General features: G+C 37.3%; 13 protein-coding genes. 7 read left to right on the top strand and 6 right to left on the bottom strand.

What is annotated here, in order from left to right; genetic code table 11:
- Positions 1–6: 6 nt before the first annotated feature.
- Together RMB13_RS07940 and RMB13_RS07935 are read right to left on the bottom strand one after the other, a co-directional pair.
- Entirely contained in the window at positions 7–4,518 is a 4,512-nt protein-coding gene (locus tag RMB13_RS07940) for an RHS repeat-associated core domain-containing protein (RefSeq protein WP_311084893.1), read from the bottom strand.
- A gap of 337 nt (positions 4,519–4,855) precedes the next feature.
- A complete protein-coding gene (locus RMB13_RS07935; protein WP_311084892.1) occupies positions 4,856–5,410 on the bottom strand; it encodes a TetR/AcrR family transcriptional regulator in 555 nt (184 codons plus the stop codon).
- A 709-nt stretch (positions 5,411–6,119) separates the two neighbouring features.
- On the opposite strand from RMB13_RS07935, the gene RMB13_RS07930 reads away from it, so the two are divergent.
- Together RMB13_RS07930 and RMB13_RS07925 are read left to right on the top strand one after the other, a co-directional pair.
- Positions 6,120–6,878: an HD domain-containing protein gene (locus tag RMB13_RS07930; protein ID WP_311084891.1), complete on the top strand. Its 759-nt coding sequence runs from the start codon at positions 6,120–6,122 to the stop codon at positions 6,876–6,878.
- Between the two features lie 137 nt (positions 6,879–7,015).
- Complete coding sequence (locus tag RMB13_RS07925) at positions 7,016–7,654, top strand: NUDIX hydrolase (protein WP_311084890.1); 639 nt, start codon at positions 7,016–7,018, stop codon at positions 7,652–7,654.
- Positions 7,655–7,722: 68 nt separating this feature from the next.
- Here RMB13_RS07925 and RMB13_RS07920 read toward each other — a convergent pair whose 3' ends face one another.
- Complete coding sequence (locus tag RMB13_RS07920; RefSeq protein WP_311084889.1) at positions 7,723–8,886, bottom strand: MFS transporter; 1,164 nt, start codon at positions 8,884–8,886, stop codon at positions 7,723–7,725.
- Positions 8,883–10,073 carry a serine hydrolase domain-containing protein gene (locus RMB13_RS07915; protein WP_311084888.1) on the bottom strand — a complete coding sequence of 397 codons (1,191 nt, stop codon included), beginning with the start codon at positions 10,071–10,073 and terminating at the stop codon, positions 8,883–8,885. Before RMB13_RS07915 ends, RMB13_RS07920 begins: the two co-directional genes overlap by 4 nt.
- 116 nt (positions 10,074–10,189) lie before the next feature.
- Here RMB13_RS07915 and RMB13_RS07910 point away from each other — a divergent pair, with 116 nt between their 5' ends.
- Positions 10,190–11,086: a LysR family transcriptional regulator gene (locus RMB13_RS07910; RefSeq protein WP_311084887.1), complete on the top strand. Its 897-nt coding sequence runs from the start codon at positions 10,190–10,192 to the stop codon at positions 11,084–11,086.
- 113 nt (positions 11,087–11,199) lie between these two features.
- Here RMB13_RS07910 and RMB13_RS07905 read toward each other — a convergent pair whose 3' ends face one another.
- On the bottom strand, positions 11,200–11,799 hold the full coding sequence (locus RMB13_RS07905; protein WP_311084886.1) for a TetR/AcrR family transcriptional regulator: 600 nt from the start codon (positions 11,797–11,799) through the stop codon (positions 11,200–11,202).
- Between the two features lie 180 nt (positions 11,800–11,979).
- Here RMB13_RS07905 and RMB13_RS07900 point away from each other — a divergent pair, with 180 nt between their 5' ends.
- From RMB13_RS07900 to RMB13_RS07890, 3 genes are read left to right on the top strand one after another with little or no spacing between them, the layout of a single operon-like run.
- Complete coding sequence (locus RMB13_RS07900) at positions 11,980–13,032, top strand: sugar phosphate isomerase/epimerase family protein (protein ID WP_311084885.1); 1,053 nt, start codon at positions 11,980–11,982, stop codon at positions 13,030–13,032.
- A gap of 19 nt (positions 13,033–13,051) precedes the next feature.
- A complete protein-coding gene (locus RMB13_RS07895; RefSeq protein ID WP_311084884.1) occupies positions 13,052–13,951 on the top strand; it encodes an alpha/beta hydrolase in 900 nt (299 codons plus the stop codon).
- Entirely contained in the window at positions 13,935–14,849 is a 915-nt protein-coding gene (locus RMB13_RS07890; RefSeq protein WP_311084883.1) for an alpha/beta hydrolase, read from the top strand. The genes RMB13_RS07895 and RMB13_RS07890 overlap by 17 nt, the downstream gene beginning before the upstream one ends.
- Positions 14,850–14,970: 121 nt before the next feature.
- Here the strand turns inward: RMB13_RS07890 and RMB13_RS07885 are convergent, their stop codons facing one another.
- Positions 14,971–16,917 (bottom strand): phosphatase PAP2 family protein, encoded by a 1,947-nt coding sequence (locus RMB13_RS07885; RefSeq protein WP_311084882.1) that lies wholly within the window; start codon positions 16,915–16,917, stop codon positions 14,971–14,973.
- A 361-nt stretch (positions 16,918–17,278) separates the two neighbouring features.
- Between RMB13_RS07885 and RMB13_RS07880 the strand changes: the two genes are divergently transcribed.
- On the top strand, positions 17,279–17,701 hold the full coding sequence (locus tag RMB13_RS07880; RefSeq protein WP_056478960.1) for a DoxX family protein: 423 nt from the start codon (positions 17,279–17,281) through the stop codon (positions 17,699–17,701).
- Positions 17,702–17,907 lie beyond the last annotated feature (206 nt).

Raw genomic sequence — 17,907 nt, 5'->3', positions numbered from 1 at the left:
CTCCAATTAAGGCAAAGCATAGAAATGTGAAACTTGTTGATATTCCACTTTTGAACGTCCCATTTGGGAGCCATTTGGTAGTGTCTTATTACTCACGTTTTCACCATTTAAACCTACAAAGCTCCGACTTGAATTAATATTAGAATTATTAATTCTAAAATAATTACCTGATAGATCATACATAACTTGCATCCCATCCGTTCTATTTTCAAATATAGTTTTTTGACGATTAGGTGTATTATATATTCTAGGATTCTCACCAGCTATTCTTCTAACAGTCTCTGAAAGGCTCGCACTTTGCCAATTATTTGCATATTGAGCACTTCTTGAGGCTCCATTTAACAGTGGTATTGAATTAGAATTGCTATATCTATTAAGCTCTCTTTGTAGAAAGAAAACATCACGAATTGTATATGTTGGTTGTCCAGCTGGAACTATAACATTATAACTAAAGTTCGGATTATGTAATCGAATGTCTTGTTGTAATCTCAATACTGTTGAGGTAATCAAAGGATCAGACATCGGTCTTATAGCTGCTACTCTACTGTTTCGAGTATTTAAACCAGTTATATCGACATTATTAATTGGATCAGATCCAGCATAAATATAAGGATTCAACCCACCTTCTAAACCAATACGGTCAGGTTCCATATAACGACCTAGTACAGGATTATAAAAACGGTTATGGTTGTAATGCTGTTTAGTTAATTCATCGTAGTATTGTCCTGGAAAACGGAGATTAAACTTCACAGTTTGAACACTTGGTATGCCTACTCCAAATGCGGTGGAATCCCAAGCCCAAACAGTCGTTGTCCCATCAGCAGCATCAATCAAACGGCGCGGTGTATTTTGAGCATCAGTTACAATCCAGTACGTTTTAGTTGTAACGCCTGAGCCATAGATGGCTGCAACGGGTTTATCCCCCATCCAGATGTATTCGACAAGTGGTATCCCATCAGCATTATATTCACCAATCAAATGACTACTTTCATCATAAATATATTGGATGGCATTAGTTTTCCACACTGAACCATTGGCAGCATAGCCACGAAGAGTACGTTCATTTTTGTGGTTATAAGCCATGTAATACTGAGGTGAAGTTGTCGTACCACTTGTAGTTTTATCTTCACGACGGTTACCAGAATAGTCATAAGTTGGTGTAAAACCACCATAGATCAATTCTGCATTGGCTGTATATTTTGCAGCAGTACCAGAAATAGTATTTAGTTTATTACCAGTATAAGTATAAGCTACACTAGACTGAGGTTGCTGGTGTGTTCCTGTCGCAGCTAAAGTTAAACGATTACCATTGGTGTCATATGTATAACCAATATCAAAGACATTTGTAGTTCCATTTACACGAGTCTCTTTGGTCAAATGATCAGCATTATCATAACTAAAACTATCATTAATATTACTGTTTCTACTTATCTTCGTAATACGATTATCTTGGTCAAAATCATACGACAGGCTATAGTTAACTGAACTACTATTATTTTTATTCGTAATAGATTTTATGTTTCCACTATTCTTTGCATCATACGTTTGCCCATAACTTGCCTCTCCTGCTCCCCACTTCCAGCCAGTCATTTGACCTGAACCATCATAAGTTATATCTCTAACTAAAGACGTCTTGTCGAGATTAATATTCTTAAGTTGATTTTTGTTTGTAGCATCATAAGTAAATGTCAAGGCACGCCCAGAAGGCATACTTATAGATAATAGTTTATCGCCTAGTGTATATGCATAGCCCACACTTAAATTAGTTTTTGTTGCTCCCCAAGTACTTATTGCATTATTGGTTTGCGTCTTACCAACGATACGTCCATATACATCATAAATATATGCTGTGGTACTGCCGTAAGTGCTATCTTTTGAAGTTACAAAATCTAAATTTCCATATTTTGTTTTATCATATTCGTAACTAAAACTATGCTGTAAGGTAGATGGAGTGGAGCTATTTAAATTAGTACAAGTTTGTTCTCCAACTCTTTCAATTTCATCTATTTTTAAATTTTCACATTTACGGCTACCAAATGTTGATTGGATCAACAAATCTGCTTCATCATAACTATATTTTTTTGTACCATAATCCGCATTAACTTCTTGCGTAAGAATACCTCCATTGCGATAGCTATATGGATTCGTACCTGACTTGAGTGAATCTAAAGCTGTAATTGTATTATCTTGAGCATCATAAGTTTTTGTATCCAAATAACTTAAACCATTGGAATGAGATAGTACTTTGTTGAATGCGTTGTAGGTCCACTTCTCTGCAATATCCAAAGCTGAAGTAGATTGAGTTCTATTACCATTTCCATCATAGGTAATCTTTGTAGAGCTCCAAGCTGGAGATCCACGTTTAATAACACTTGGTCTACCATTTACATCTATTTCAGTTAAAGTTTGATCAAATACAGTTGAGTCTGTGCTATCAGTTTTTTTCTCAACTGAAACAACTCCGTTCCCATAATATTCTTTGATAATTTTGCTTCCATCTGGAGTAATTATTATAGTTGGTTGATCTTTTAAGTTATAAGAATACGAGGTGATTTCTCCATCAGGACTACTTTCTGATGCAACTCGTTTTAAACTATCATATGTATATTCCGTTGTTTTACCAGTTATGACTGTCGCTGAACCACCTGTACCTGTAATTTTATTTTTTAAAGTACCATCTGAATTATAATTAAATTTATCTACAAGCCCAGACGGATATACGATTCGCTCGGGCTGACCATATGAATTATAGCCTACATAGCTTGTGGTTCTTTCATTCCCATTAACAGTTTGAGACGCTGAAGCTTTATTACCAAAACTATCATAAGTAAAACTTACTTTATCTGCTGTACCTGTTCTAGGGCCATCAATAAAACTTAACAACCCATTTGCTAAATACTCATAGATTGTAGTTTTTTTAATACTGCCCGTTTGCGTAGAACTTTGAATAGATTCAGTAATCTGTCCAAGAGTATTTACTGTATTAGTCTGTGTTAAGTTTCCTCGCTTAATCGTGCTAGGTATCCAAAATTTCGTAGTATAAGACAATGAAGTTTTACGTTCGGAGGCTGTTCCCTTTGCTTCAACAGTTTCTAACAGGCGGTTATTTTCATCATAACTAAAATCTGTACGATTTGAATTTTGATCAGTGATGGAAGAAAGCTGACGTATACTATTTGATGTAACAATATCTTTTAATGGAACATTATTATAAGTTAAACAAGATGCGTAACCATCTGATTGATAACGTGCATATCTTTCATCTCCCTGATATACACTAGTCGGAACACTACCAACATCAGAATTACCTAAATCAATCTCATGAATATAGCGGTCTGTCTGAGTAAGTGTATTATTAAATCTTCGAAAAATAGATAATATATGTTGGTTATTAATATTTTCTGTTTGAATACGAACTTCTTCATTAGGGAAATCTGGAACTTTACTCGTTATTGAGTTATCTGTATAAGCCCATGTTCGTCTTGATATATTTGCTTGCTTAAATTCGCTAATTATAGGGAAAGAAACACTAGAATCAAATGCAGCAGACTTGGAATAAGTTGTGTAACTATAATCTTCTTGAAGATTTGCTGTTGAAGTTACTTGAATCAAATTAGGGTATTGATTATACGTATAAGCTTTATCAGAACCACCCTCAATAAAGAAGAATGAAGGCCAAGTTACTTCTCCTACGTTATAACTATATTGAACTGTTTGAGGTTGGATTTTATTATTGGAACTTACACTAGAAATTGCTCCACGATAATACTGGGCATTAGGATCCGTACTCTTTCCATCCAAATTAATTCGATTAAAACTGAGAATATTCCCTCGATTATCAGCAACTTTTGTGAGTAACCATCGATTATATTGTGATGAGTAAACATGTGTAAAATTTATTATTTTTCCTCCAGGATATGTAACTTTTTTAGCAAAGAAACCTGTGCCTTTACGAACTTCAAACTCTATTTCAGCTCCTTGATAAGTAACAACAAAAATATTTGTTGAAGTTCTATTTAAATTTATTTCCTTATCTTTAACTGGATGCCAATAAGGCGCTCCTGTTGTACGCGTATAAGTCCCATCTTTATTTTGTTGGAAATAAACTTGTCTTCCTATTTCTGGAAGAAAAACACTAATAACGATTCGAATTCCACTAAAATCAATTGCTGCCCCTTCACTCATTTTATAAGAATAATTATGAGTCCAACCTATACCCATATCACGAATTTCTCTATCCATAAGAGTATTATAATATTGGATATGTGTTCCACCAAAAAAAATGGTTGTTGAATAGCTTCTAATGAAAGGTAAAGGACCGGAAATATCAACTCTAGATAATTCCACCTGGTTTGAAAGTGGATTTATACCAGAGTCAGCAATACATGACTGTATATTTTCTGGTGCAACTTTTGCAGACTCTAAAAAGGGAGCTGCTATTACACTATCAACTAAAAAAAAAGATGAAAAAAATATAAGAAATCTGGATTTCTTATAAATATTGTTTTTATTACCCACTACTTTTTCTCCGAGTAAAATTAAAATAAAGAAAAATATTATATATTTATTTATAAAAACAACAAAAAAATAATGAAATTTATTAAATAAATCCTATAAACCACATTTGTTTAATTTAAAAACCCCCGTTGATTTTTAAATAATTCTACACAATAAAAATAATTTCATTACCAAAACAAAAAGCTATTAGCTTTTATTTAAATAAATGATTTAATCCCACTCAGTCATTGCTTAAGCCTAATAGTATCTATTAGATTTTTTATTTCTTTACTGGTATAAAGCAGTATTTTAAATAAGCTTATTGAATTACACTTCAAAAATATTTTTTATCTTCCGCTCACCCAAACCCCAACAAAAAATACTCAAGCAACCTCTCTCTTTCATCTGGTTTGTTGGGGTCTAAAAGTTGAACCATTGCTCCATCAATCACGAACAAAAACATGTGTGCATCTTGTTTTGAAGCATTTTCATTAGTTGTTAAAAGCAGTTTATAGATTTCATTAATGAACCAATTTCGATAGTCAACTACCACCTGATATGCCTTTGGATGTGTTTTCGCAATTTCAAAAATCGCTTTAAACGGCAAATGGTAAAGCCCTTCTAAGTCGGCATGTAAAAAGTAAATCTTGCGCAGTTTTTCAATTAGCGTTAATTCTTTTTGAACATGGATAATTGAAATCACCTCTTGTTTAAGGCCATCTTTCTGAAAAGTTAGGCTCATTTCAATGAGACGTTCTTTTGAATGAAAGTAGTTATAAAAAGTAGCTTTGGGCACTTTTGCCGACTCGATAATTCGGTCTACTCCAACGTTATGAAAGCCGTATTTATTAAAGAGAAATCTTGAAGTGTGAAGCACGCTTAAAGCACGAAATGGAAGATCTGAATGTGGCATAGTTTTACCGTTATAGAAAATTATTGTTGTATATAAATGAGATATAAAAACCGTTGCCGTTTTTGGGAGAAAAAAGGCATAGCAAAGCCCATGAAGACTGTGCTTGGCACATCTCAAGTTTTATTGTTGATTACGTTTTTTGGTCGTGACGATTTAAAGCTTGAAAAGCTTATAGCCCATCAAACTGTTTTAAAATTTTAAGTTGTGTCGTTATAGCTTTTGGCAAAGACTGCCAAGAAATAATGGATGTGCAAAGCCAACTCCTTTGTAATTGGAGTTCTGCCAAAACATTATAAATTATGGTGGCAGAACGAAAGAGGGTTAGCAGACTGGTTTCGACTCCAGCACACCCGAGGGTGTCCCTCTCCCGTCCTACCGCTACGGGAGGGAACGAGATACTCACACAAGACTGTTCCTCAGAAGAAATAATCCTGATGTGGTCGAAAAAACGGTCTGCTAAAACCGACTGGCAATGTAGGCCAGCAGGCAAAGAATAGTATTCAACCCTCTTTCAGTCAAGCACACGAAATGACAATCGTATTAAAATAGATCATTAAAAAGTAAGGATAAATAATTAAAATTTATTGTTAAATTGGGGTTTATAAAACGTCTATCAATCAAAGCTCTATCGATGTCTTAAAAGAGAAAACTTGCAAAAAATCACCTATGATAATATTTTAGAGCAATTACTCTAAAGTGAGATCTACTAATGAAAACTATAAGAATTGGTTCATATCACTGGATGCAAACTACAAATGGTCAGCTCAGCTTCAAAGAGAAAATAAAGTTAATTCAAAAAATTATGCTGCCGAGTATTATGGCCTCTATAAAAATAAATTACTTTCGGTTCAAAACTTCCCATGATTTTGATATCGATCAGATCGTAATACCAGATACTCAAATGGTTAAAGTCGCGCTTGATGAACTAGAGGCTAAAGCAAATATATCTATCTACAATCATTCATGGCGGACCTATTTCTGGGGAGCTGCCTTAGGCAATATACAAAAACAGCAATTTGACCATGAATCACTTTTAATAGCCTCACTTTTTCATGATATTGGCTTAACTGAACAGCATATTCATAAAAAAGGTTGTAATTGTTTTACCTATGAGAGTGCTAAACAATTTGAGCTAAAGGCTAAAGAACATAGCTTTGATGAAAAGAAAAGTGAAGTTATTAGAGATGCTATCTGCTTACATATGAACGGCTATATAGATCATTCTGACCCAGCAGAAATTACTCTATTACAGCAAGGCGCATCCTGTGATGTGATTAGTGATGGTCTATATAGACTTCCCCTATCTTTTAGAAATGAAATTTTAGAAAAATACCCTAGAAAACAATTTAATAAAGAATTTATTGAGCTTATTGCTTTAGAGAGAAAAAGTGTTCCAAATTCACGAACTGCTTTATTATCTGAACTTGGTTTACCGCTCATGATTAAGGCAAATACATTTAAAGAGTAATTTTCTATTAGAACTATTAATCGTAAAAAATCTCAAAAGACTTAGCTTGAAATTTCAGTTAACAACTGTTTAATAGTGCTTCACCTGAGTATGCCTTACCATAGCTAAAAGATATAAGCTTGAAGGCATCCGTTGCAATGAATGACTCAGTGAAGTGGTTAGAAACTTTAAATAAAATTACTGGTATTGCTCAAACAGGTTTACATTATTCAAAAGATGTTTATGACAAAGAACGTTATGAACAACTCTTAGGACATATTGAATATTTGTTAGAACTAAAGGAAATCAAAACAGAAAATTTTATTAATAATGTTCTTCAAGATGTAGGTTATGCCACTCCCAAATTAGATGTCAGAGCAGTTGTTTTTAAAGAAAATAAATTATTATTAGCAAAAGAAATTGGAGATGGGCGATGGTCTGTTCCGGGTGGATGGTCTGTTCCGGGTGGATGGGCTGATGTGGGTTACTCAGCGTCGGAAAATGCTGAAAAAGAAGTTCTGGAAGAGACAGGTTTTCGAGTTAAAGCCATTAAATTATTGGCTTTAACAGATAGAACCAAACACTCCCATCCTCCTATGTTTTTACATGTGTATAAGGCTTTCTTCTGGTGTGAAATTATTGATGGTGAACTAACACCAAGTATTGAAACACCCGAAGTTGGATTCTTTGGTAGAGATGAGTTGCCGCCTATTTCTACAGCACGGGTAACAGAAAAACAAATACAGCAATTTTTTGATTATTTAGAGTCAGTACCAGAAGTTACTAAGTTTGATTAATTAGAAACTCAATATAAGGTAGAGCTCTTATATTTGGAGTTCTGCTTTCATAATGGAATATGTCGTTTTTAGCGAAACCCATATTGCTTAGCCCGCCAAACTACAATGAATGTAATAAATAACAATATTAAAAGTACTAGAGGGAAAGAACTCACCCCAAAATTACTAAGTAAAAAGCCACCAATAATTCCCCCACCAGCAATAGCGATATTCCAAACAGTCACTAACATGGATTGAGCAATATCAGCCATATTGGTTGTAGTCTTCGCTAATGCAGTTTGAAACAATGTCGCAGCGCCACCAAACGCAACGCCCCAAATTGCAATTGCTACATAAACGATAACCGCATAATTACCCATGACCGCAAGTAAAAGAGCGGAAAAGCCAAATAATATGATGCTAGTGAGTGTTAATAGGCGTGAATGTTGGTCAATCAACGCACCTGTAATGAAGATGCTGAATAATGATAAATAGCCGAATATCAGTAAAATAATGTCCGTATTTTTAGCTAAATCAGCAATTGATAAAAATGGAGCTATATAGGTATATAGAAGATTATGGGCAAGCACAAAGCTTAAAACAGTAGATAATATAGGTCTGACACCGGGTAAAATAAATACCTGTTTTAAAGAGATGTGTTTATCAGTAGCCTGCCCCTCAAAGTCAGGTAGTGTGAGGCTTCCCCACACCACTAAAATAATCGCAAAAATACTCATAACACCAAAAGCCATTCGCCAACCGAACAATTGACCAAGGTAAGTACCCGCTGGCACACCTAGAGACAAAGCCAATGGTGTTCCTAACATTGCTATTGCTATCGCACGCCCTTTTAAGTGTTCTGGTGCCATTCGCGTTGCATATCCAGCGAGCAAAGCCCAAAGTAACCCTGCTGAAACACCTGCCAAAAATCGGGCAACCATTGTTAAAAGATAACTGGTAGATAGCGTTGTAATTAGATTTGTGAGAGCAAAACCAGCTAGAGCAATTAATAACAGGGGCTTACGTCGAACACTTTGGGTAGCATTCGTTAATGGAATGGCTGTTAATAAAGACCCAATCGCATATATCGTGATTGTTTGTCCTGCTAAGGGTTCAGATATATTTAAACCCAAAGCTAATTGAGGTAATAATCCCGCAGGTAACGCTTCTGTCAAGATCGTAACAAACGCCCCCATAGCGAGGATGAGTAAAGGAACGATAGGCAACCGATCATTTGAAGGTGCGTTGCTCATTCGACTACTCCTATCGCTTTATAAACTGCATCGCGTAGGTCCGTGACAAACTTTCCAGACATGCCTTCATAAAGTGTGTTTGTAAATGCGATGACACTCAGATTATGTTTTTTATCGACAAACCATGAATGACCGTAGGCTCCTCCCCAACGCCATGTTCCCTCTGACTCTGGTGATAGTGCTTGCTGAGCATTTCTGAGTACTGAAAATCCGAGACCAAAACCAAAGCCCGGTGCATTAGGTAACTCATAACCACCCGTTTGATCTTTTGTCATTTCAGCGATTAATTCAGTGGGTAAAAATAATGAGTCTTCCTGACGAAGAGCTTCTAATAAGCTAAAAAAATCCTCAACGGTTCCGGCCATTCCTCCGCCACCTGAGAAAAATGCTTGCGAATTAAAAATACGGCGTGGACTAAAACTAATTCCAACACATCCTTCAAATGGTGAAACAACCTCTTCTTCTAATAAAACATGAGGTTCAGGACTATCACTCACATAAGCAGTTGCGACATGTTGGTTATCTGGTACAGCGAAACCTGTGTTGTTCATTTTCAACCGATCAGTGACTAATTCTTTAACTGCTTGATCTAAAGGCTTGTCATATACTTTTTCGATTAATGCACCTAATACATCGGTTGCCAAAGAATATCCCCACCCTTTTCCTGGTTCATAGAGTAAAGGTACGGTAGCAATTCGACGTACGTTTTCTTCTAAACTCATATCGGATGAATCCATGCCATCAGATACATCTGCCTGTGAATATGCACCACCGTTATCTGGTTCAAGAAACCGATAACCCAAGCCCGCCGTATGACTAAGAAGTTGGCGTAGAGTAATTGGAACAAACTTTCCATTTTCTAATTTAGGCTGAAAATATGGCAATTGATGATGAATGAACTCATCTAAGTTCAGTTTATTTTGGGCAACCAAGACTAAAGCAGCTGTTGAAACAATAACCTTACTCACTGATGCTAAACGGAAGACGGTATCCGTTGTCATGGATATTGATCGCTCTCGATCAGAGAATCCTAATGCTTCACGGTGTATCACTTTCCCATGTTGAGCCACAATAACCGCAGCACCTACTAACTGGTTATTGTCTATAGCTTTTTGAACAACATTTTGAACTAGGCTTAAAGAGGTCGATGGAACGGTAGTATTTGATTCAAACGCTTTGGAATTCATATTAAAAACTTCTTTTCATATTCGAGATTTATATAGTAGGAAGACTCCTATTAAAGAAAAAGTCGGTTATAGTTCCTTGTTATACGGAAGTTTTGTTCCGTAATAAGGAGCAAAGAATGGATAGCCTGAATGGATTTACCGTATTCGTTAAAATCGCTGAGACTGGAAGTATTGTGGCGGCAGGACGTTCATTAGGAATTTCAGCTTCTGCTGTTGGTAAGAGCTTGATTCGCCTTGAAGAAAAGATTGGTGTACGACTTTTTCATCGTAATACACGCAGTATTAATTTGACTGCTGAAGGAATATTATTTTTAGAACGTAGTCGACGCATACTGGCTGAAATTGAAGCAGCGGAAATGGAATTATCGCAAGCGATCAAGTCTCCCAAAGGACGGTTACGTGTGAGTTTGCCTTTAGTGAGTTCACTGGTATTACCTGTACTGGGTGACTTTATGCAGGAATATCCAGAAATAGAATTAGATCTTGATTTTACAGACCGCTTGGTCGATGTGATTGAAGAAGGATTTGATGCTGTTGTTCGTACAGGTATTCCAACAGATTCACGCTTAAAAGCCTTGAAACTGGGGACTTTTAGACAATTACTTGTAGCCTCTCCTGCCTATTTACTTCAACGTGGAACCCCGATAGTACCTGCTGATTTATTAGAACACTCTTGTTTACATTATCGATTTTCTCATAGCGGCAAGCTTGAGAAATGGCCCTTAAAAACAACCGAAAACGAACCGGACTTACAACTGCCAATATCGATGATTTGTAATAATATTGAGACACGCCTTTGTTTTGCGCTGAAAGGTCGAGGAATTGCTTGCCTACCTGACTTTTCTATCAAAGAATTATTGAATACTAATCAATTAGTTCAAGTATTACCCGAGTTTATAGATAGAACTGGCGTATTTAATGTACTCTGGCCTGCAAGTAAACATCCCTCTCCAAAAGTTCGAGCATTTGTTAATTTCTTGTCTGAACGTATGTTTGAAAAATCAAGAATGTGATGTGCTAGAAAGATGGCTCTAGACACAATCTTCGTTTTAATTTCAAAAATAATAAACTTTATGTTTTAAGCATTTAATGATGACTTATTTTCATTAAAGTAAACACCAGCTTATTAAACACTCACAACATATTGATCTAGATTTTTTAATGCAAAATTAATCACTTGAGCAAGTTCTTCTTTTGAATATCCATCTCTTGCCTGAACAGATAGCCCATGCAGAACAAGCGCGTAATATTGCCCTAAGGTTTTAGGGTCAGCCTCTGCGACCAATTGACCATCTGATTTTGCTTGAACAAATCGATCAACTAGACTCTGACCCCGAGCAATACGCTGTGCTTTCATCCAGTCTAAAACAGCTTGGTTTTCTTCGCCTAACACGCTCGCTGCGGACACAACCATGCACCCATACGAATGGTTGGCTTGCGTGTAAAGTGCTAGCGCATCTTGAAATAATTGCGTTATTGCATCTTTAATATTTTTTTGCTTTAAAGCATTTAACGCGAAATTACCTTCGTTCTTTTCATAGTGATTTACAGCCTCTCTAAACAAAGCCTCTTTTGAGCCAAATGCTTTATAAATTCGAGCTGAGGCAATCCCTAAAACTTCAACTAAATCTGACATTGATGTGCCTTCATAGCCGTGAAGCCAGAAGAAATCTCTCGCCTTTACGAGGGCTTCATCTCGATCAAACTCTCTTGGTCTGCCAGCCATAATGACCCTTTATCAAACTTAGTACGTCTTTTCATTATTATTCGAAAAAAATATTTTCACAAATAAATCAATGAGATTTATTCAAAATAGTCCCGTTTTGTTTTGATTTTAAAATAAAAAGTTGTTTTTCTCCAAAATCCAGCCTATTGTTTGTCGATCGACAACTAATTAGGTTTTATTATGAAAACCATCAAAGGCCCTAGTATTCATCTTGCTCAATTTAGCGATGATGTTTTTCCTTTTAACCGCCTAGAAGATATTGCTGCTTGGGTAGCAAACCAAGGCTTTGAAGCGGTACAACTTCCTGCTTGGGATAAGCGTTTATTTGATGTCAATTTGGCAGCAGAAAGCCAAGATTATTGCGATGAAATATTAGGTACTTTAAATAATCATGGCTTAAAAATTAGTGAGTTAACGACTCATATCTTTGGACAGTTAATGGCTGTTCACCCTGCTTATGACTCAATGTGCGATAACTTTGCCCCATCTCATTTGCATGGCAATTCAACGGCTAGAACCGAGTGGGCAAAACAACAAATGCTCGCTTCAATTCAAGCATCTGCCCGTTTAGGTCTTAAAGACATGGGGACATTTTCAGGCTCTTTGGCGTGGCCTTATGTATTTCCATTTCCTCAAAGACCGTCCGGGCTTATAGAAACGGCGTTTGATGAATTAGCGCGTCGCTGGCTTCCTATTTTGAATGCTTGTGATGAACAAGACGTCAACCTTTGCTATGAAATTCACCCCGGTGAAGATTTGCATGACGGCATTACATTTGAAATGTTTTTAGAGCGAACTCATAACCACCCACGTTGCAATATTCTTTTTGACCCAAGCCATTTTGTTTTGCAGCAACTGAACTATGTGGAATATATCGATATCTATAAAGATTTCATTCGCATGTTTCATGTTAAAGATGCCGAATTTAATCCAACAGGCCGCCAAGGGATGTACAGCGGCTATCAAAGCTGGGGAAATCGAGCGGCTCGATTCCGTTCTACGGGTGATGGTCAAGTTGACTTTAAAGCGATTTTTTCCAAGTTAGCGCATTACGACTACGAAGGCTGGGCAACGTTGGAGTGGGAATGCTGCCTCAAAAATAAAGACGATGGCGCACGCGAAGGTGCCGAGTTTATTAAGCAAAATATTATTCATGTCACCGATAAAGTGTTTGATGACTTTGCTGCTGCCCCTGTGAATCAGACTCAAATTAATCAGTTATTAGGTATTTAAGGAATCGTAAGAGATCAACATGAAAACTCAATTATTCAATGAAAACTCGTATAACGAATTCCAACATCATTACACTCACATCGAAAGTAAAAAATTACACTACGTCACCTTAGGTGAAGGTCCCGTTGTATTGCTTATCCCAGGCTGGCCGCAGACATGGTACGCGTGGCACAAAGTCATGGTTGAACTGGCGAAACAGGGTTATCGAGCAATCGCTGTTGATTTACCCGGGACCGGAAATTCAGCTCCACTGGAGGGAAGTTACGATACGGGGCGTATTGCTAAAATTCTATCGATGCTTATGACTGAACTTGAATATCCAACTTATTCGGTTGTTGGTCATGACATTGGTATGTGGGTTGCCTATGCGCTTGCATCTGACTTTCCTGAGTCAGTGACTCGTCTTGCGGTAACAGAAGCAGTGATTCCCGGTTTAGCGCCCGCACCTCCTATTTTTGTTGAGCCGAGTGAAAATATCTTTCTTTGGCATTTCATGTTTAACCAGACCTTAGATTTACCCGAAGCTTTAATCGCAGGCCGTGAAGATACTTATTTAAATTATATGTTTGATAAATGGTCGTGGCACAAAGATAAAGTGGCGATTGAAACTTATATTGAAGCCTATAAAATTCCGGGTCGATTAACGGCGGGTTTTAATTATTACCGTTCTATTCCAGAGACCATACGTCAAAATAAAATCAGAGAAACTAAAAGCTTAGACATGCCAGTTTTAGCCATAGGTGCTGAACATGCCACAGACAATGCACCTTATGAAACCATGAAAAAGGTTTCACCGCATTTAACCAGTGCGATTGTAAAAGACTGCGGTCATTTCATTATGGAAGAACAGTCAGAAAAATTTAGCTCTCTCATTTTAGATTTTTTACAGCAGGAAAAAAGCGATGCCTCTACTTGCTGAAATTGAAAGCTGGCTTAAGTCCAGACCAACCACACAGGCTGTAAACTCGTTGCAAGAGCTAAGGGAACAAGTAAATAAAGACATTATTGATCAACAAGGCATTCATCATGATGCAAGCTATCAGCAAAGTTTTCATGTGGCTGTTTCAGATGATATGGAAATTGAGGTTCGTGTTTATGTTCCCCATTCCCTAGAAAACACTGAGCAACGGCCCGCTTTAGTTTTTGCTCATGGTGGAGGCTGGTGTCTGGGAAGTTTAGATGCATGGGACCGCTCGTGTCGGTTATTAGCAGAATCCACTCACCTGGTTGTGTTTTCTGTGGATTATCGATTGGCTCCAGAGTTTAAGTTCCCAACACCTTTAAATGATTTTTTTACGGCGTTCCGTTATATCCATGAGAATGCTTCACTATTTGGAATTGACTCAAACCGTATAGCTGTAGGTGGAGATAGTGCGGGCGCAAACATAGCTGCCGCCTCATGTCTCATGGCAAAACAACATCCAGAAATTAAGGTGAGCCATCAACTTCTTTTCTACCCTGCTTTAGATGCAACAATGAGTAGCAATTCTTATAGCCAATACGCCGAAGGTTATGGTTTGGAATCATCCACAATGGTTTATTGCTGGGATCAATATGTGCCGCATGAAAGTGAAAAACAGAATGAACTTGTAAGCCCGTTACTCGCTCAGTCTTTAGAAGGACTACCGGATGCGACCATTTTTATTTGTGAATATGATCCCGTTCGCGATGACGGTGAAAGATATGCTCAAAAACTGTGGGATGCCGGTATTCAGGTGAACTTTCATTTGTTAGACGGAATGATTCACGGTGCGATTCACATGTTGGCCATTAGCCCCGAGAATGTAAAATCTATCTATAGCAAAATTCGTATGTAGATATATTTTTCCATTATTCAAACATATTGCTTAGTCGGGCCACTCTTCAAAATTGTTTAATTACACTTCTGGAGTGGCCCAATTAAATTTTAACTATGGATATTGGTTATCCAAGCTCTACTTATGACACCGTGAACTTAACGCTATTATTTTGATAGATTGGCGTAATATCCTTGCCATTCAGTGTCACTTTTTTGTAGGTGCCTTGGACTTTTTTAGCTGATAACACCGTATAAGTTCCTGCCGCTAAATTGTCTTTTGTGACGAGCTGCAATGTTCCATTTAAAGTCAGGGTATTTGCTACCTGAACTGCTGGAAGTCCATTCGATTTTAACGTGATGTTGAATGTGGTTCCTGCAAGCTGAGTTAAATGACCCGCAATATTAACTGTTTTAGCTGAGTTGGTTTTTAATAGGCTATTTTCATGCATATAAATATCACCTTGACCAGCACCATGCTCAGACAATATTTCTAAACCACCCTGTTTTAAATCAATACCGCCAGTAAAAGAGTTATTTCCTGTCAGTGCTAAAGTTCCCGTGCCTGATTTAGTGAGTTTACCTGCACCCGTAATATCATTACTCCATTGGTCATATTGGCTAAAGCCACCTAAACTTGCATCCATGGTCAGATTTACGTCACCATCAAAGCTGCCATAACCTGCGCCCGCTCTAAACAGGTTTAAACGACCATATCCTTCTACGTCGTCCATGACAGGATAACCCGAAGCAAGCGCAGTCGATTTCAAAACTACACGGCGCTGATCGGCTGTTAAATAAGGAAGTCTGGTTTCTAATAAAACCTCTGCGCCTTTAGGCACCATGGCTATTTTTGTTTTATCGCCAATTTGGTTAAAACCATAGGTCATCCAGTGATTCACCTGCTGTTTTAATTTTTCAATATCGGCAAAACGGTCATTCGCGTCATAAGGTGTTTTAGACAAACCATAAAATGATTCAAACGTTGAGCTATTGGTCTCTTTCATAAGCTGTGTTTGAGCTTGTAAATAAGCTTCTTTTCGTTGCTCTACAGTCATGGCATTTAAGTTTGCAACATCTGCGGCAATCGACTGAAGTCGTCCGCCAATTACGTCCATCGCTGAATGCATTCCCGCAATAATACGTGAATCACCCAAATCTAAACCACGAGCGATTAGTTCCTGATAACGTTGGGGTACTAAATACGCCATCGCAATTGCATTTCGGCCAGCTTCAGCCGTGTGTCCACTTGGGAATCCACCGTCAGTTGCGGGCGTACTACTTTTTGCAGACTCTAAACTAGGCACTACAATAACTTCAGAACTCCAACGCCACGGGCGAGCATATTTATAAAAACGTTTTGCAGACTCTGTTGATGAGTTATTCCCCATCGCTTGAACAAACTCAACGACTTTTCCAAAGTTGGCGTTTCCATCAGCCGTCGTCAGCCCACTATTATTTCCTTTGTCATCATATTTTACTTGTGCGGCATCGGCTGGCACTGAATTGATTGTGGTGGTCTGCCCAGTAAGCTTTCTCCATGGATCAGTCAATGCTCCCATCCCTGTCGTTACGCTATAACTTTTTCCACGTCTATCATCTAAATAGGCACGAATAGCTTCTTCTTCTGTACGCTTATGCGTGGTCTGAATGGAATAATTAATATTATAGTTCAATACATCTGCATTCTTTTTTGTACCGTCCGTACTGTCGCCTGGTAAACCTGTCCAGTTTGATTCGACTACGGCAGGAAAGCCATCTTTTGCCTCCGCAGATTGGCCTGCATCTACAAATAAACTTGATGGCGTCCATACCTCTAAAAAACCACTCAGCACACGTACACCAGCATTTGTTTCAACCGTTGCATACCGCGCATCGCCACGTTGATTGGTCATCCACGAATCTACAATAGTGGTGATATTTGATGGGACTGGAGCAGTATCCTCAAAGCCTACGCCCTTTGGCGCTGCGGGTATTTCTTGATTTGCTGCCGAATTATCATCAGAAGAATTGCTGTCATTACACCCTGAAAAAAAGACCGAACAAGAGATAAGAGAAAGTAAAAGTGTATTTATTTTAAAGCTTGACATGATGTGACCCGTTTAATAAATATCCGTATCTTTCATCATTAATGTTTAGTTGTTATTACATATAACTAGTTAATTTAAATTTATTCTAAATAATATATTTGCAGTTTTATAGGTCGGAACTGCTCATAAGCAAATGAATAAGGAAATTCTTTAAAGACAAGGATATCTAGGTTCAGAGGGTGCAATTGTGAAACATTCTAGGTGATACTATACTCATACTCAGGAACACCATGTTTGGTATGGGCTGATTCGGCTATCGATATAGAATTATAAGAGTGCAGCCACTCTAATTAGAACTATCAAAAAGGATTAAAGGTGCTCTCTAACACTATCAACAATATACATATAAGGTGTATTTCACATGAATAACTTACAATATTTTGAACTAAAAAGTGCCAGATCAATTTTATTATTACTTGCACGTGTACTGCTAGTTGCTCTTTTTCTCATCTCAGGTATACCAAAATTGATTGGGTTTGAGGGAACCGTGGGTTACATGCAATCATTACATACCCCTCTTCCTGTTCTTGCAGCCGCTATTGCTGTCGCAATGGAAGTAGGTGGTTCTCTTCTTATTGTGCTTGGCTTCTTTACGCGTCCAATTGCTTTAATTTTTGCTTTGTACACATTAGGAACTGCAATCATAGGCCATGCGTATTGGAATATGACAGGTGATGCCGTTCATCCGAATATGATTAATTTTTACAAGAATATAAGCATTATTGGGGGATTCATTTTATTAGCGTTCACTGGTCCTGGAACTATCTCTTTGGATAAAAAGTAAGATCCTTAAATTATCAGCTAATTTAAGAAGCATTGAGCTAAACGCAATAAACAAACATAACAAAGTTAAGAAAAAAGAGAGCTCAAGCTCTCTTTTTTTATTTTAAAAACTCATAAGAATAAGAATAAGAATCAAATCAAATCAAATCAAATCAAATCAAATCAAATCAAATCAAATCAAATCAAATCAAATCAAATCAAATCAAA

It is taken from the genome of Acinetobacter sp. V102_4, assembly GCF_031799005.1.
In the GTDB taxonomy this organism is placed as follows: domain Bacteria; phylum Pseudomonadota; class Gammaproteobacteria; order Pseudomonadales; family Moraxellaceae; genus Acinetobacter; species Acinetobacter calcoaceticus.
This window is presented reverse-complemented; position numbering and strand designations above follow the sequence as displayed.

Excerpts from the sequence above, each read along its gene's own strand:
- RMB13_RS07935 (WP_311084892.1), bottom strand. The coding sequence starts at position 5,410 with ATGCCACATTCAGATCTTCCATTTCGTGCTTTAAGCGTGCTTCACACT.
- RMB13_RS07930 (WP_311084891.1), top strand. The coding sequence starts at position 6,120 with ATGAAAACTATAAGAATTGGTTCATATCACTGGATGCAAACTACAAAT.
- RMB13_RS07925 (WP_311084890.1), top strand. The coding sequence starts at position 7,016 with ATGAATGACTCAGTGAAGTGGTTAGAAACTTTAAATAAAATTACTGGT.
- RMB13_RS07920 (WP_311084889.1), bottom strand. The coding sequence starts at position 8,886 with ATGAGCAACGCACCTTCAAATGATCGGTTGCCTATCGTTCCTTTACTC.
- RMB13_RS07915 (WP_311084888.1), bottom strand. The coding sequence starts at position 10,073 with ATGAATTCCAAAGCGTTTGAATCAAATACTACCGTTCCATCGACCTCT.
- RMB13_RS07910 (WP_311084887.1), top strand. The coding sequence starts at position 10,190 with ATGGATAGCCTGAATGGATTTACCGTATTCGTTAAAATCGCTGAGACT.
- RMB13_RS07905 (WP_311084886.1), bottom strand. The coding sequence starts at position 11,799 with ATGGCTGGCAGACCAAGAGAGTTTGATCGAGATGAAGCCCTCGTAAAG.
- RMB13_RS07900 (WP_311084885.1), top strand. The coding sequence starts at position 11,980 with ATGAAAACCATCAAAGGCCCTAGTATTCATCTTGCTCAATTTAGCGAT.
- RMB13_RS07895 (WP_311084884.1), top strand. The coding sequence starts at position 13,052 with ATGAAAACTCAATTATTCAATGAAAACTCGTATAACGAATTCCAACAT.
- RMB13_RS07890 (WP_311084883.1), top strand. The coding sequence starts at position 13,935 with ATGCCTCTACTTGCTGAAATTGAAAGCTGGCTTAAGTCCAGACCAACC.
- RMB13_RS07885 (WP_311084882.1), bottom strand. The coding sequence starts at position 16,917 with ATGTCAAGCTTTAAAATAAATACACTTTTACTTTCTCTTATCTCTTGT.
- RMB13_RS07880 (WP_056478960.1), top strand. The coding sequence starts at position 17,279 with ATGAATAACTTACAATATTTTGAACTAAAAAGTGCCAGATCAATTTTA.